This is a genomic window from Pseudomonas sp. ASL4 (assembly GCF_056680395.1).
Genome location: NZ_CM155280.1, coordinates 4,863,360 through 4,877,739, shown reverse-complemented (window position 1 = coordinate 4,877,739; position 14,380 = coordinate 4,863,360). Strand labels below are relative to the sequence as shown.

The 14,380-nt window shown below is 56.1% G+C and carries 13 protein-coding genes; 4 read left to right on the top strand and 9 right to left on the bottom strand.

Annotated features, from left to right (window positions below; translation table 11 throughout):
• Window positions 1-7: 7 nt before the first annotated feature.
• From AC1MEW_RS22020 to AC1MEW_RS22005, 4 genes are read left to right on the top strand one after another with little or no spacing between them, the layout of a single operon-like run.
• Complete coding sequence (locus AC1MEW_RS22020; protein WP_322268382.1) at window positions 8-667, top strand: YjbF family lipoprotein; 660 nt, start codon at window positions 8-10, stop codon at window positions 665-667.
• The gene (locus AC1MEW_RS22015) at window positions 664-1,431 is read left to right on the top strand and encodes a capsule biosynthesis GfcC family protein (RefSeq protein ID WP_322268383.1); all 768 of its coding nucleotides are present in this window, start codon (window positions 664-666) and stop codon (window positions 1,429-1,431) included. The genes AC1MEW_RS22020 and AC1MEW_RS22015 overlap by 4 nt, the downstream gene beginning before the upstream one ends.
• Window positions 1,428-3,518 (top strand): YjbH domain-containing protein, encoded by a 2,091-nt coding sequence (locus AC1MEW_RS22010; RefSeq protein ID WP_323570246.1) that lies wholly within the window; start codon window positions 1,428-1,430, stop codon window positions 3,516-3,518. Before AC1MEW_RS22015 ends, AC1MEW_RS22010 begins: the two co-directional genes overlap by 4 nt.
• Window positions 3,515-3,874: a VanZ family protein gene (locus AC1MEW_RS22005; RefSeq protein ID WP_480423681.1), complete on the top strand. Its 360-nt coding sequence runs from the start codon at window positions 3,515-3,517 to the stop codon at window positions 3,872-3,874. The genes AC1MEW_RS22010 and AC1MEW_RS22005 overlap by 4 nt, the downstream gene beginning before the upstream one ends.
• Before the next feature lie 26 nt (window positions 3,875-3,900).
• Here AC1MEW_RS22005 and AC1MEW_RS22000 read toward each other — a convergent pair whose 3' ends face one another.
• The 9 genes from AC1MEW_RS22000 to AC1MEW_RS21960 form a co-directional block, all read right to left on the bottom strand.
• Window positions 3,901-5,469: a hypothetical protein gene (locus AC1MEW_RS22000; protein ID WP_242486405.1), complete on the bottom strand. Its 1,569-nt coding sequence runs from the start codon at window positions 5,467-5,469 to the stop codon at window positions 3,901-3,903.
• A gap of 130 nt (window positions 5,470-5,599) precedes the next feature.
• The gene (locus AC1MEW_RS21995) at window positions 5,600-6,994 is read right to left on the bottom strand and encodes an undecaprenyl-phosphate glucose phosphotransferase (RefSeq protein ID WP_201257173.1); all 1,395 of its coding nucleotides are present in this window, start codon (window positions 6,992-6,994) and stop codon (window positions 5,600-5,602) included.
• A 505-nt stretch (window positions 6,995-7,499) separates the two neighbouring features.
• Entirely contained in the window at window positions 7,500-8,168 is a 669-nt protein-coding gene (locus tag AC1MEW_RS21990; protein ID WP_322268389.1) for a response regulator, read from the bottom strand.
• A 39-nt stretch (window positions 8,169-8,207) separates the two neighbouring features.
• Window positions 8,208-8,960 (bottom strand): EAL domain-containing protein, encoded by a 753-nt coding sequence (locus tag AC1MEW_RS21985; protein WP_201257171.1) that lies wholly within the window; start codon window positions 8,958-8,960, stop codon window positions 8,208-8,210.
• A 30-nt stretch (window positions 8,961-8,990) separates the two neighbouring features.
• On the bottom strand, window positions 8,991-9,704 hold the full coding sequence (locus AC1MEW_RS21980) for a winged helix-turn-helix domain-containing protein (protein ID WP_322268390.1): 714 nt from the start codon (window positions 9,702-9,704) through the stop codon (window positions 8,991-8,993).
• A 756-nt stretch (window positions 9,705-10,460) separates the two neighbouring features.
• Window positions 10,461-11,612 (bottom strand): alginate O-acetyltransferase AlgX-related protein, encoded by a 1,152-nt coding sequence (locus tag AC1MEW_RS21975; RefSeq protein ID WP_323570252.1) that lies wholly within the window; start codon window positions 11,610-11,612, stop codon window positions 10,461-10,463.
• Window positions 11,612-13,021, bottom strand: a complete 1,410-nt coding sequence (locus AC1MEW_RS21970) for an MBOAT family O-acyltransferase (protein WP_201257168.1) — start codon at window positions 13,019-13,021, stop codon at window positions 11,612-11,614. Before AC1MEW_RS21970 ends, AC1MEW_RS21975 begins: the two co-directional genes overlap by 1 nt.
• 18 nt (window positions 13,022-13,039) lie before the next feature.
• Complete coding sequence (locus AC1MEW_RS21965; RefSeq protein WP_201257167.1) at window positions 13,040-13,708, bottom strand: alginate O-acetyltransferase AlgF; 669 nt, start codon at window positions 13,706-13,708, stop codon at window positions 13,040-13,042.
• Window positions 13,705-14,373, bottom strand: a complete 669-nt coding sequence (locus AC1MEW_RS21960) for an SGNH/GDSL hydrolase family protein (RefSeq protein WP_480423680.1) — start codon at window positions 14,371-14,373, stop codon at window positions 13,705-13,707. Before AC1MEW_RS21960 ends, AC1MEW_RS21965 begins: the two co-directional genes overlap by 4 nt.
• Window positions 14,374-14,380 lie beyond the last annotated feature (7 nt).

Genomic DNA, 14,380 nt, shown 5'->3' with positions numbered 1-14,380 from the left:
TCAATCCGTGAAAACTTTGCATACCTGCGCCTATCTGACGACGGCGCTCTTGCTGTGTGGGTGCAATCCGTTGATGACGGCCTCTTGGCAGACGCTTAAAGCGTCTGCCACCGGGCCAGCTCCGATCGAGTTGACCCGCGCCGGGGTCGATGCCGTGCCGTATCCGCAGATTCTGGTCACCACTACCACCAGCGAAGGGGTGATGGCCATGGCACGTCGGCGTGGCGACCTGGAGTTCTGGGTCGCTTCCGGCAAGCAAGTATTGATGATGCGTGACGGCCTGGTGGTGCGCAGTGTCGGACTGGGCGTTTCCCTGGACGGCACGCGTTTCAATGGCGAATCACCATTCAAGCGCGGTCTTCAACATTTGCCCGACGGTTATACCAGCACTCGCTGGATCGATATCTACGATGGCTACCGCGTCGGCATTGCGGTCAATAGCCGTTTCAGCATGCACGACATCGAACGCATCAGCATTTTGGACAAGGATTACGCCTTGCTGCGCATTGATGAGCAGGTGGATGCACCCGCCCTGGATTTCCACGCAACCAACCGCTACTGGGTCGACCCTCAGGACGGTTTTATCATGCGTAGCGAGCAACATCTGACGCCGCAGATTTCCCTGAAGATCGTGCAATTGCGCCCTGATCGGGGAGCGGTTCGGTGAAGTGCCAACAACTGTTATTGCTTGGCCTGCTATTGATCGGCCCGGGCTTGAGCCAAGCGGCCGTTACGGTCAGTGGCGATGTTCGAAGCCCCGGCGACCTCACCCTGAAACCCGGCACACGCCTGCGGGATGTGATCATCGCCACCCAACCCAACGCTGAAAGTTACTGGCTGGGCGCCGCGTGGCTGCACCGCTCACTGGAAGACAAGCAGACTCGGTTGAAGGCCGGGGTGTTATTCGATTTGAAACTGCTGCAGCGGGTGGCCTTGCTGGATGGACGGGACACACGAGCAGCCTTGAGCGCGCGCCTGTACGAGCAGATTGAGCGGATGCCGGTCACCGGCCGCCAGATCGCGGCGCTCGATCCGATCGCCCTGGAAACCGGGTTCGCGCTCAATGCGCTACTCGACGATGGCGACCGTCTGATTTATCCAGCCCGACCCTCCACCGTGGAAGTCTGGGGGGCCGTCGCGCAACCTTGTCATGTGCCTTTTGACGCCATGCAAGAGGCCCGTGCCTATGCCGAACATTGTGCCGTCCTCAGCGACGCTGAAAGCGATTATCTGTGGCTGATCCAGCCCGATGGCCAGGTGCGGCGCGTCGGCGTGGCGGCATGGAATCGTGAGGAAGGCATCGTGCCTGCTCCCGGCAGCAGGATCCTGGTGCCAATCAGGATAGACGATCTGGAATCGCCGACTCCTGAGCTCAATCAACAATTGGCCGAGTTTCTCGCCACGCAACCGCTGGCTGAGGTGGCCCCTTGAAGATACGTTTTGCTGCTGTTTTGCTCCTTCCCTGTGGATTGGTTCATGGCGAACCGCGTTACACCCAGAGTGATTTTGGTGGTGTCGGTTTATTGCAGACCCCTACAGCGCGGATGGCCCCGGCGGGCGAGTTGAGCGTCACTGCCAGTCGTACCGATCCCTATTCGCGTTACAGCTTATCCCTGCAACCGTTCGATTGGCTGGAAGGCTCGTTCCGTTACACCGCGATCACCAACCGCAAGTACGGCACCGAGGCGTTGAGCGGCGATCAGTCTTTCAAAGACAAGGCCATTGACGTGAAGGCTCGGCTTTGGGAAGAAAGTCACTGGGCGCCGCAAATCGCGTTGGGGGCTCGGGACATCGGCGGCACCGGATTGTTTTCGAGCGAATATTTCGTCGCCAACAAGCGTTATGCCGACCTTGATTTCAGCCTCGGTATTGCCTGGGGCTATTTGGGTAACCGGGGGGATTTCAGCAACCCGCTGGCGGTACTCGACAGCAAGTTCAATGATCGGCCCCAGAGCGATGCGGCCGTCGCCAGGGCCGGGGGGGTGAACTCCAACGCTTACTTCAGGGGGCATCCTTCGTTGTTTGGCGGTGTTGCCTATCAAACGCCCTGGAAACCGCTGAGCCTGAAACTCGAATACGAGGGTAACGACTACAAGAATGAGCCACTGGACAACCCGATCAAGCAAGACTTGCCGATCAATATCGGTGTGGTCTACAAGTTGGCCGACAGTATCGATTTGAGTGCGGCCTGGGAGCGCGGCAATACCGCGATGTTCGGCATCACCTTGCACACCAATTTTGTCAGCCGCAAGGCTCCGGCCAAAACCTACGACCCGCCTGCCGAGCCACTGCCGGCACAGGCGCCGTCGACCCCGCTCGATCAGGTCAACTGGGCGAATGTCTCCAGCCGACTGCAGCAAAATGCCGGTTACAAGGTCAAGCGTATTGCCCAGCGCGGTTCGGAGTTGTTGGTGTATGGCGAACAGTCCCGCTACTTCAACCCGGCCAAGGGCGTGGGGCGGGCCAGCCGGATTCTCGATAACAGCGTTAATCAGGACATCGACTGGTTCACCCTGATTGACCAGCGTTATGACATGTCGATAGAGGAAACCAGCGTGCCTCGGGAAACGTTCCGCGCGGTGGTGAACAATGATCAACCACTGAAGGATCTGCACCGCTCGACTGAGGTCAATCCGGCACTGGCGCACCAGGAAAACACCCTCTATTCCCAGGCCCTGGACCCGTTCAACTACGGCTTTGGCCTCGGCTACAAACAGAACATCGGCGGCCCCGACGGACTGCTCTATCAGTTCACCGCCGACGCCGATGCGCAGTACCGTTTGACCCGAAATATCTGGTTGAGCGGCATGCTGAGCGCCAACCTGCTAAACAACTACGACAAGTTCACCTACGATGCGCCGAGCGGGTTGCCCCGTGTGCGTACCGATCTGCGCAAATACCTGACCACCTCTGATGTAACGATGCCGACGTTCCAGCTCAACCACGCTGTGCAGCTGGATCAGAACCTGTATGGCATGGTTTACGGCGGCTACCTGGAATCCATGTTTGCCGGGGTCGGCAGTGAAGTCCTGTATCGGCCCATGGGGCAACGTTGGTCGGTGGGTGCCGACTTGAACTTCGTCCGCCAGCGCGACTTCAATCAGGGCTTTGGACTGCGTGATTACCAGACTGTCACGGGGCATGTGACCGGCTACACCGAGCTGCCCGGTGATGTGCATGCGGCAGTCAGTGTCGGGCGTTATCTGGCTCGTGACTGGGGCACTACCGTGGATTTGTCGCGCGAGTTCAACAACGGCGTGAAGTTCGGTGGCTGGGTTACGCTGACCACCGCCTCGAAAGAAGACTATGGCGAGGGCAGCTTCGATAAGGGGATCTACATTTCCATTCCGTTTGACGAATTGATGAGTACCTCGACGATGCGCCGGGCCAATGTAGTCTGGGCACCATTGACCCGCGATGGTGGCGCACGCCTGAACCGCGCCTACTCTTTACAGACCATGACTGACGGGCGTGACAGCGACCTGTTCTACAACAACTTCGAGAAAATCACTGAATGATTGTGCGGCTCAAGCGTTTGGTCGAATTGCCATTCTGGTGTCGGGGGCTGGCCTTTGCCGTGGTGAGCTTGATCCTGTTGACTGCCGGGTTGCGCCCGCAGCCAATCCCGGAGCTGTTTGTCCAGGAAGATAAGCTCCATCACTGGGTGGGTTTCCTGGTCTTTGCGTGTAGCTGTCGCCTGGCGTTCCCGGAAGTGAAGTTGCTGTGGATAGCCCTGGGGTGTTTGCTCACGGGCGTGCTCATCGAGGGTGCGCAGGGCTTGATGCCGCTGCGCACAGCTTCGCCTTACGACATGCTGGCAAACAGTCTGGGCGTGCTGACGGGATTGCTGATTGCCTGGCGCTGGATGCGCTGAGGAGAGGGCGGGTCGGGTTTGCTAACTCATACCAGCCCTATGCATTGCCAGGCGGCGACGCCTGGTGCGTCGGTTCGAATGAAGGTGATCGCGGAGCCTGGCGCCAACACTTTAAAAGGGCCCTGGTTCCCGAGCGCGAGGTTGCCCCCAGAGATGAATCTCACCGGATTGGAGCTCACCAGCAGGGTCAGGGTTTCGCCCGGCATGTGGTAGCCGTTGATGGTGTCGATTGTCAGCCCCGGGCCAAACTCGACGTTGACGAAGGCATGAGCTTTTACCTCCAACCCGCGTCCAGCGTTGAACGACACAGTAGAATGCACCCCCGTCGTCCCGACGCCGGCCTTGGACGGTGAGTCGAGCCTGACGCCGCCATGATTCTTGCCGACCACCAGGTTCGACATGCTGCCTGCCACGATAGGGGAGCGAATCGACGCCATGCAGTTTTTGCCGCAATCCAGGCCAGTGACGACGTTGGCGAAACGCGGTGCGATCAACTCCAGCCCGGACGACGAGTTATTTTGCCGGACGGCGGTAATGACCGTTTCAAACCATGGCGCAATCATCACGATATTTTCGCAACGGTCGATATCGATGCCGACGCTGGCGCGCTGAAAACTGGGGTTGGTGAAGGTAATGTTGTTGGGCCGTATGTCGTAGGCGGGATTGAACCTGCCGATGTAGGAGCCGACACCCACGGAACCCAGCCCGTACACACCGTCAAATCGACACTCGTCGAATTCGATATGTTCGCATTGTCCCATCAGCACCAACCCTCGCGATTTCGCCAGCGGCCGCTCGATCAGTACGTGGTCCACAAGACCAAATTGAATGGGCGCCTGAGTATTTTTATACCCCCCCACGAGCCGTAAACCGTCACCGGCAAATCCTTTGACGAATAGTCGCCGCAGCTCGAAATCCCACAAGCCACCGTCCGGCCCGCTCACCTTGCCCTCCAGGCTGATGCCATCTTGCAAAGGGTTATGTACGTAGTCGCCGGCGAGGGTAAAACCCTCCAGCAATACGCCCCTGATTTTCCCCTCCTGCATGCGCACGAATTGTGTGTGCGCAGACGCCAGGGCGCGGATCACGGTGCCGCTCCACTGACGTGTATCCTGGCGTCCCGCAATGTGCCCTTTGCCTATGGCGCGCGTGCCGTCGACCAGTTCGATGTACTGGGCATTGAGCACCCCGTCAGGCAATTCGATTTCATAACCCGAGGACAGGGCTCGATTGATCGCTGTCGTGTGGTCGAGGAGCGAGGCACCGGAGGTCACATCGCCTCGCTCGGCTTTCGTCATGAAGTCCAGCAGGCTGTGACTTTCCCGCAGCTTATCGCCAACGGTGCGTGATTCAGCGCCCGTTCCCGATTGCAGAAAACCCACCATGTTCGGCCCCATCTTGGGGTCCATGGAGTTGGCAAGGTCTTGCTGTAAATCCTGTGTGGGAACCAACGCCTGATTGGTATCGGCTTTGCGATTGCTCAGAGATGGCTGCGAGCCAGGCTCCGTGGGAATCCTTTCATCGGCCCCCAGCGCCAGGCCAGCGGTGGCGCCGGCGGTGGCAGCGAGTAGCTGGCGTCTGGTGAGAGGGCGCATGATCATCCTGATAGTGGAAGGACGGCGATCCGGGGCAGTCCGGCGCCGTCAGTGGCGTTATTGCCCGCGCCGGGGCGCCGTCGGGAACAGGCTCAAGCGTAGACCGCGTATGGGCGCAGGGGCGCCGTTGTTAATAGATGTCCTTGGAAAACAGCGTGAAGGGCGTCTTGATCAGAATCTTGATATCAAGCCACAACGACCAGTTGTTGATGTAGTTGAGGTCGATTTCCACGCGTTTTTGCATCTTGTCGATGGTCTCGGTTTCGCCGCGGCAGCCACTGATCTGCGCAAGCCCGGTGATGCCCGGTTTGATCCGATGGCGCGCCATGTATGCGCGAATTTTGCCGGTGTAGTAGTCGTTATGGGCGACGGCATGCGGACGAGGTCCGACCAACGCCATATGCCCTTGCAGAACATTGAAGAACTGCGGCAATTCATCGATGGAGGTGCGCCGTATAAAGCGCCCGATCGGTGTAATGCGAGTGTCCTGACGGCTGGCCTGTTGGACCTCGTGATCATCGTGCAGGCGCATGGAGCGAAACTTCCAGACCTTGATGATCTTGCCATTCCAGCCGTGGCGCTCCTGTTTGAAGATGACCGGGCCGGGAGAGGAGATTTTCACCGCTAGCGCAACAACCAGAAGCAGCGGACTGAAGCCGATCAGTGCCAGGGCCGCCAGGCTTCGATCGAGCAGGGCCTTGCTCAGCGCCGCCGTAGGGTAACTGGTCAACGGACTTTCATTGAGGTGGATGGCCGGCAAGCCATCCACCTCACTGATGGAATGATTGAGCAGGGTCATGCTGCCCAGGTCGGGAACCCAGACGACGTCCACATTCGAGTCAAGAAGATCGATGTACAGCGCTTCGACCTGTTTGGCTTCGCTCAACGACAGCGCAATGTATAGCCGCCGGATGTCGTGAACCCTGATGAGTTCGCGCAGCTCCTCCAGCGGGCCTATGACCCTGTGGGTGTTGACGCTGGTCGACAATTGGTTCGGTTTAGAACTGATCAGGCCAATCAGCGGCGGATACTCGGTCATGGCCAGCTTGTCCGCCAGTTTTACCGCCAATGGGTCGGTGCCGATAATCAGCGTGTTGTTTTGGCTGTGCAACTGCCGATGGTAGTGTCTGGAAATGGTGTGCAGTGGCAGATACAGCAAAGCCTGCAGGAAATAACCGGCAAAGGCCCAGATCAGGATCACCTCCCGGGAAAACAGCTCGCTGGTCTTGCTCAGGAATCCGATGCTGGTCAATCCCGTTAACGTCAGCATCCAGCCAAGCAACAGCCGTCCCAGGCCGTTAAGGTAACCATGCCGTTTGTGATAGACCTGCAGCAGCGAATAGGACGGAACCGAACCCAGGAAGGTGAGAACCGTCAGCACCCGATAGTGGGCGTCGATTTCACCGGTTTGATACAACGCGAGCGCAAATAGCAGTGCATTGACCGAAGTAATGGCAATTGCCCATTGCCCCCAAAAAGTGAGCCCTTTGGTTATGCTTTTGCGATTAATACGATGATGTTCCATAGCGGTATCCCTCGGGGCGTGCGCCACGTTGTATTCAAGTCGACGGTTAATAACTGGCAGCCGCGCGCAAAGAGCCAATGTGATTCCACCAACAGTTTTATTGTCGGGAAGGAATAACGACGGGCATCTAATGAGTCAGGTAGTTTTATTCTTATGAGGGCATCAGTTGGCAAGCTTTCTCAGTGAACGGTTTTATACTAATGCCTTAATCTTTGCGGGTGTCAGACGAATTATAACGGTCGTGGTTTTTCCAGGGAGTTATAAAAGGTCGTGTATTTTTATTTGGCGTGTGACGCAAAGGCTTCTATAACGATATGGCATTTACGTGTGTGCTTGCCGAATAGCAAGCAGGCGGCGGGGGGATGAAAAAAGACGGGTGTCATAACCGTTGCGCGCGGCAGGACAGGAGAGGCGAGAACACAGGGAGGGTCGGCAGTGAAAGTACGCGGTGTATCTGTTGGTGTGGGTTGTCGCTATATTCTTGTTTTTGTCGCGACGTCAATAATCAGTGAGCCACTCTAATCCTTTGTGCCAGGCAGTAGCCGCGATTCCGGACTGAACGTAGCAGCCGCTCTCCATTCGCCGCATTCTTGAACTTTGTCTGAAGCCGGCTCAAGCACATCTCCAAGCCACTGTAGTGTTCAGGGTCTTTATCAATACGCAGAATGAGATCTGTCTTGCTGAGTACTCGTTGGTCGTTAAGTACCAGTTGTGTGAGCATCAACGCTTCAGTGCCAGTCAGGGGGATAGTGATATCTTCTTTGACCAACGTGCGCTCATCGCCGTTGAACCACCAGGTTTCGGGGTTATGCGGTAATTCTTTAATTCGACTGACCGCAGAGATGAACTCTTCATCGGCCACCGGTTTTTTCAGAAAACCATCGACGCCAAAGTGAGAGAAGTGATTGAGTTCAGAGTGCTCTGAGTTGAGTGTGATCAAGATGATTTCTGCGTCTTTCTGGTTTTTTCGAATAAAGCTGACGTCGTTCAACGATATGTCTGCCTGATCGAGCAGAATATGACTGAAGCGTTTCTTTTTTATCCGTTCACAGCTGAGTTTCCCAGACTCGATTTCGAATTGAGAACACAGGCGTTGTGCAAGTAGCGCCTCTATAGCTTGTCGGGCAAGTTGGTCGCGGGTAAAAACTAGAAAGTTACTGCTGGGGGTATTCACAATTAAGGCTCCTTCCTACATAGGTGAAATCATTAAGGCTTAAGTAACCTCGGTGGGCGAGTAGTACCTGCCCTGGAAAAAATCGAAGGGCATGCTTCGGGCCAGCGTATGCAGCGCGCTATGCTCTACGCGGTCGGCGATGAATTTGATTTTGCTGTTGTGGATCATGCTGCTCAGGCAGTCATAGGACCGGTTGAAAAAGTCCTGGCTTTTGTCGACCATGATGTCGAAGTTCGATTTTGTCAGGTCGACTTTTACATAGTCGAAAAAGTCCAGGCTGATCAGTGTCTCGGCACTGTCATCGCTCAGGTCATAACCATCGAATGCGATTTCGACCCCGTTATCCTTCAACAAATGAATGTGACTGATAATGGTTCTTTTTTCTTTTAAGTTGATAGCCCTGAACGAGCCTTCCTGAATGCTGGGTACTAATTGTTGCCCAAGACCCTTAAGTGTCACCTGCAGGCTGGTCATTTCCTTGATCAAGGCGTTATCCAATAAAGAAGAATGACTCATGGTCACAAACTTCCGGTTCGGGGTCGTCGCGAACGCTGTTGGAGTAGCGGCAGAATGCGGAGTGGCATTCAATTGAATTCGCGCCAGTACCTCACGATAGAGGGCCAGCGGATGAGTAGGGCGCAGTGGCTGATACGCGTTAAGGTGCGCGTGATGTTTTATGGCCTTGGCATAAAACTCACTACCAAACAAATCATTGTTGCGTCTGAGTATCGACTGCCTGAAAAAACTTAAGGTGAAGCTTTCTTGAATTGAGTGTTGCTTGCTTGGTTCCATGACTCAGCTCCTTTGAGGGGATTAAGTTTTCTATTTGGCAGACATGACGCCTCGTAACAGTCGGTAGCCATAACCTCGAACGCTATGGATAATGTTGATTCCAAAGTTTCTTTTTATTTTGTTTCGAAGGCGGCTGATGGACTTTTCCAGGACGCGCGAATCGTAGAGTCTTATATTCAGTCCCATGGCTTCGGCAATACTGTCATGGTGCAAAATATTGCCTTGCGCGTTGATAAGCGCATCCAGTACTTTCATTTCTTGATAAGCAAGGTCCAGTTTTAGTTTGTCGTCACTTAAATGCAGGCACGTTTGATCCAGGGTTAACCTGATCGAAGGTCGCCATTCAGGACTGTCGAACAAGACAGATATCAACTCTGCCTTTTTGTCCGGGTCGTTAGGTGCGTAGATGCAATGATCGGCGCCGGCCCGGTAACATTCAATCTTGGCGTGCGGAGAATTATAGTTAATATTGGTGATGACAACTAACTCTGCATATTTCTCGCGTAACGTTCCGATAAGTTCCAGAGTGTCACTAAGAGCATAGGCATCGTCGATTTCTATCACTATGGCGCCAGGCGCCTCGCCTTCAACATCAGGTTTTAGAACATTAGTGCGATCTAATGTATGCGCGTGTATAGGGTTTGTTACGCTTCGCGGCTCTAACGCCTCTCCCGAATTCCAATTGTGTCCAATGGCAAGAATGCTCTTTTGGTCATTTTTGATCGTGTTATCCGTACTCATCATGCTAATGACTCTTATGTGCTGGCGTCGCAATCTTAATACACAAAATACTGAAGTTATCTGACGTTTTATAACATTCGCCTCGCTGGGAGACCCGCCGAACTGGTCAATTCGTAGCGATCAATTTCATTCGGCTCAACGACATAGCTACTTATCGAGGTTGTATCTCGCTTGTTTTTGTGAGAGGCGACTAGTTGATACGAGATTTGTCAGGCTGCCCGGGATCTCCGGGTTGACTTTTTCAAGGCTGCACTAGCAAGGGCTTCAAAAGTGGGATATGAGTGGGCCGCGTATCAGGCGCCATAAGGGGGCAGATCCAGAGAATTTCGGGTAGAAACTGTGCAGTGTTCGCATTTTTTATGCCTTGAAATTCACTTATAAGAATATTCTAGAATGTTCTATGAGTGATGCCGGTGCGCCGTTCAGAGTAGTCACCGCAATATCGCCTCTTTTTAGGGCGGAATGAGTGGTGGCGTATTTTAGTTAAGGTTTTTTGTATTGAGTTTGTAATGCGCAGCTAAAAAAGTCGGTTTTTTAACTAGTAGGTATTCTGCCTGATTATCGAAGAAACGATAAGTACTGATATCATTATGATATTGAAGTGACATCAATTTGACGTCATTCTTTATGTTGTTCGGAGCATCGCGTTTCGCTGTAGTGCTCGTGGGCACCAAGAGGGATGGCAGCGATGCATTCTGGTGCAGAAAGCAGATGATCCAGCGCCAAACCCGATCAGCTCTGGTAATCAAGAGCACTGACTTAGTGTCGGCCCAACGCAATGGGGTCGGTGTACGGCGACTGCAGATCCCGCTCCGGGATTTCCCAGATGATCAGGTTCGGCGGTGTCTCTTTGAAGGCTGGGTTATTGATATAGCTGTTTACGGCACCGGAAAACGCCCCCCCATCTTTTGCGAAATTGCCCACGGTGGCGCCCAGTGCCTGCTGCATGAACCCTGCGAAGTTCGAGTTGCGCGAAAATGAGGTTCCGATCAGAGCAGTGCCGGGCAGGTTGGCATCGCCAAACAGGGTGCCTTCATCGTCGGGGTTGTTGGCTGACACACCGGGAAGTTCGCGGATGCTGGTTTGGGCGACCATTTCGGGCGTCGGTTGCCATTTGAGCGGCAGCCAGTCGATGCCTGCCAGATGCACCAGATCCCCAGGCCGTAGCGCGAACGGAGCATGACTTTCGGTGAACGACCTGCGTGGCGTTGCGCTAATACCCAGGGTTTTCAGGTGCTGTGCGATGGACTCGGCGGCAGCCTTGGCGCCGGATTCGCTCCAGTGCGTGTCGGTACGTAAGTAGGCTCGGGGCCCCAGCGATGTCAGTGCGCCGGTCAGGTCCAGATTCGCCACCCCGGCCACATTCAGCTTCGAGGTCCATGCCTGGATTCGCCCTTCGAGAGACGCCGGGCGGTACAGTGAACAACGTTGCACAGAAGCGATGCGGCTCTTGTCTGGAACGATGACTACGAGCAGGTTGATGCCTTGTCGGAAGAGCTGCTCCTTCAGATCAATGACGGCCTGGGCCTTGGCATCGGCATTGAGTTGCGCCTGATGGTTGACCTTGAGTTCATCAGCCAGAAATAACCAGTCAGTGCAGCCTGTACGAACCCTCGGCCCCGTGTCGCCCAGGAGCAGCCAACTCGCCCCGCGCTCCAGCTCGGCGAACAGGGTCGCAACGGAAGCTTTCGACAGCGCCTTGGCGATTTCATGGGTGACACCTCCGTCGAGAGTCTGCGCAGTAGATAAATTTGCCGATACTGCGTCGAGTTGCCCTGATCCGATCAGCCGTCCAGAGGACAACAGCCCGAAGAACAGAAATATCAACAGCGCCGCGCCTGCCAATGGGCTGCCGCGTGCAGCCAAATCATCTGGCTGAGTTGGGGGAGTGCTGTGCTCTGTCATTGTCATCAGAATTGAAAGTACAGGAAGGGTACGGTTTCGCGACTGGCGATCAGCGCGAACGACAGCATGAAACCGACGATGGGCCAAAGGGCTGCGGTGCAGAACGCCAGGCCGGCCAGTTGTTTTTCAGCATAAGGGCGTAGCAGCGGCGCAACGACACCGAATACACCCAGCAAGGCCGCAAGGCCGTGTATCGGGCGCAGGGTCGTGGACAGTTCCTCGCCGAGAGCGATGCCTTGCAGGCCGAACTGTCCGGAATAGAGGCGCAGCGCGCTGTGAAAATCGGGGGCGCGGAACAGGGTCCAGGCCAGGCAGACGAACAGCAGTGTCAGCCCATGGGCAAGCACTGGCGGTATCGGGGGCAGGGTGGAACGGCTCCAGGCACGATCAATACACAATGCGATGCCATGGACGCAGCCCCAAAGCAGATAATTCCAACTATCGCCACCATGCCAGAGGCCGGCGATGGCCATGATCAGGAACAGGTTGCGATACGTTGTCCAGGGACCGTTGCGATTGCCGCCTAGCGGAATATAAAGATAGTCGCGTAACCAGCTGGACAGTGACATATGCCAGCGGCGCCAGAAGTCCTGGATACTGTTGGCCAGATAAGGACGGTTGAAGTTCTCCGGAAAGTGGAAGCCGAGCATCAGTCCCAGACCAATGGCCATGGCGCTGTAGCCGGCGAAGTCGAAGAACAGCTGCAAGGAATAGGCAAGGCAGCCCAGCCAGGCGTCAGCCAAGCTTGGGTTCTGCACCTTGAACGCCACATCGACCACGGGCGACAGGGTGTCGGCCACCAGAACCTTCATGCACATCCCGACCATGAACCGGCGTGCACCCAGCGAAAAGTTCTGCACGTTGAAGTAACGCCGGCGCAACTCTTGCCGGACCCAGTCATAGCGAATGATGGGGCCGGCGACCGAATGGCCAAACATCGAAATATAGGTCGCGTAATTGATGAAACTGCGTTCGACCGGCACGGTGCGACGATGCACATCCACCAGATAGGAAATCGCTTGTAACACGATAAATGACAAGCCGGCCGGCATGATCACTCGCTGCCAGGACAACGGCATGGCCCCGTACCAGACAATGGTTTCGTTCAACGTGCTGGCGACGATGTTGGCGTACTTGTACCAGCAGAGCACGGCGGTGTTGAGCACGATCAGTGCCACGAGTCTCCGCACACGGCCCTTGTCATCTTGTCGTGAAGCATCAATCAGCAAGCCGCCCACCCACGCCGTGATGGTCAGCATCACATGCACCGCGAGGAACCGTGGGCTCAGCCAACCATAAAACAGCCAACTGCCGATCAGTAGCGTGACGTTGCGCCAGTCGGGTGGGCTCAAAGCGTAGGCGAACAGGAACAGCGGCAGGAACAACGTCAGAAACTCGAGAGAGGCAAAAACCATGGTGGTGACGCAATCCGATTAGTGGGCCAGGACGTCAGTCGCAAGCAACAGGTACGGGCCATTAGCGCCAGGCAGGAGCACCACGCTGTAGCGCTCGCCGGCCTTGAGCTGACCGAGATCCAGCGGCACACCGACATCGGTCTGGGAGCAGACCAGTTGCACCGAAAGGCTGACGGGATTAATCGCGCGGCGCTGCACGCTACCGCTGGCCACATCCTTGAACAATTCAGCGTTCACCCGTGCGGCGCGCAAGCCGGCCTGGGGGCAAGTGGGATCGGCGTTAATAAACGCCAGTGAGGCTCTCAGGCTATTGAAATCATCGGGCTGCTCGCGGATGACAATCGGGCGCAGACCGTCAGTGCCGTCCGGCAATGCAATCACCGTAGCGAATTCACCGGCCATGACCTGAATGTTCAGCGGCTGGCTTTTGCCGCTGCGTTCAAGGGTGCCCTTGATCGGCTTGCCGACGGGCACCGAGAGGTAGTCGGACACGGCATTCTGGCCTTCGAGTTGCAGGTTTGCCCGCGAGCCTTCGGCCTGAATCTGCAGCGGTTGGTCGGCGGCGTTGATGAAGCGCAGGAACGCCGAGTCCTGATCCGGGCCCGTCGGGTACAAAGTAATGTCAGCGCCTTGGGCATGCAGGCTCAGCAACAAGGACAGGGCCGCTGCAAGTTCGGCTCGGGTCATTTGCCGGCTCCTTTGCTGGCGAGGCTGGCGGCGGGCAGTTTGGCCAGTGCGCTGCCGATCGCAGTGCCCCACGATTGATAGCCAGCGACGGTGAAATGCTGCCCGTCGGTGGTTATCCATTGCCCGGGTTTGGAGAACGCCAGCGAATCGATGAAGGTGCACGGCGCAACGTTGGCGGCCAGAAACTGAGACATCAACTGGGTGCGGGCATCGTTTTTCTGGTACATGCCACCCGCTTTGCCCCAGGCAGGACCTACCCAGGCGCAACGGGTGCCTGTGGCGGCGATGGCCTTGGCCAGGCCGGTGACGCTTTGCCAGGCCCAGGCTTTCGGAAACACCGGTTTGTCAAAGGACGCCATGGTGTCGCCGATGACCAGTACCACTAGGTCGGGTTTGTCGGCGGCGATCAGGTCCTGGATCGGTGTGGTGCTGGCTTCGCGGCCCTTGATCACCATCTTGTCGCTGCCTTTGCGCTCGGCACCGCAGTCGACCTTCTTGCTGATCAGCCAGTCGGCTGCGCTGGCACCGCAGGCACCAATGGAGTGAACGAGGGCGCCTTGGCGGGTCAGGTTGTCGTGCAGTGGCTCCAGCAAATGGTCCGAAAGGCTCATATGGCTCTCCCCAAGGACAAGGAGGGTCAGGCCGGCGAGGGCAGAAGTGGGCATCGAAAAC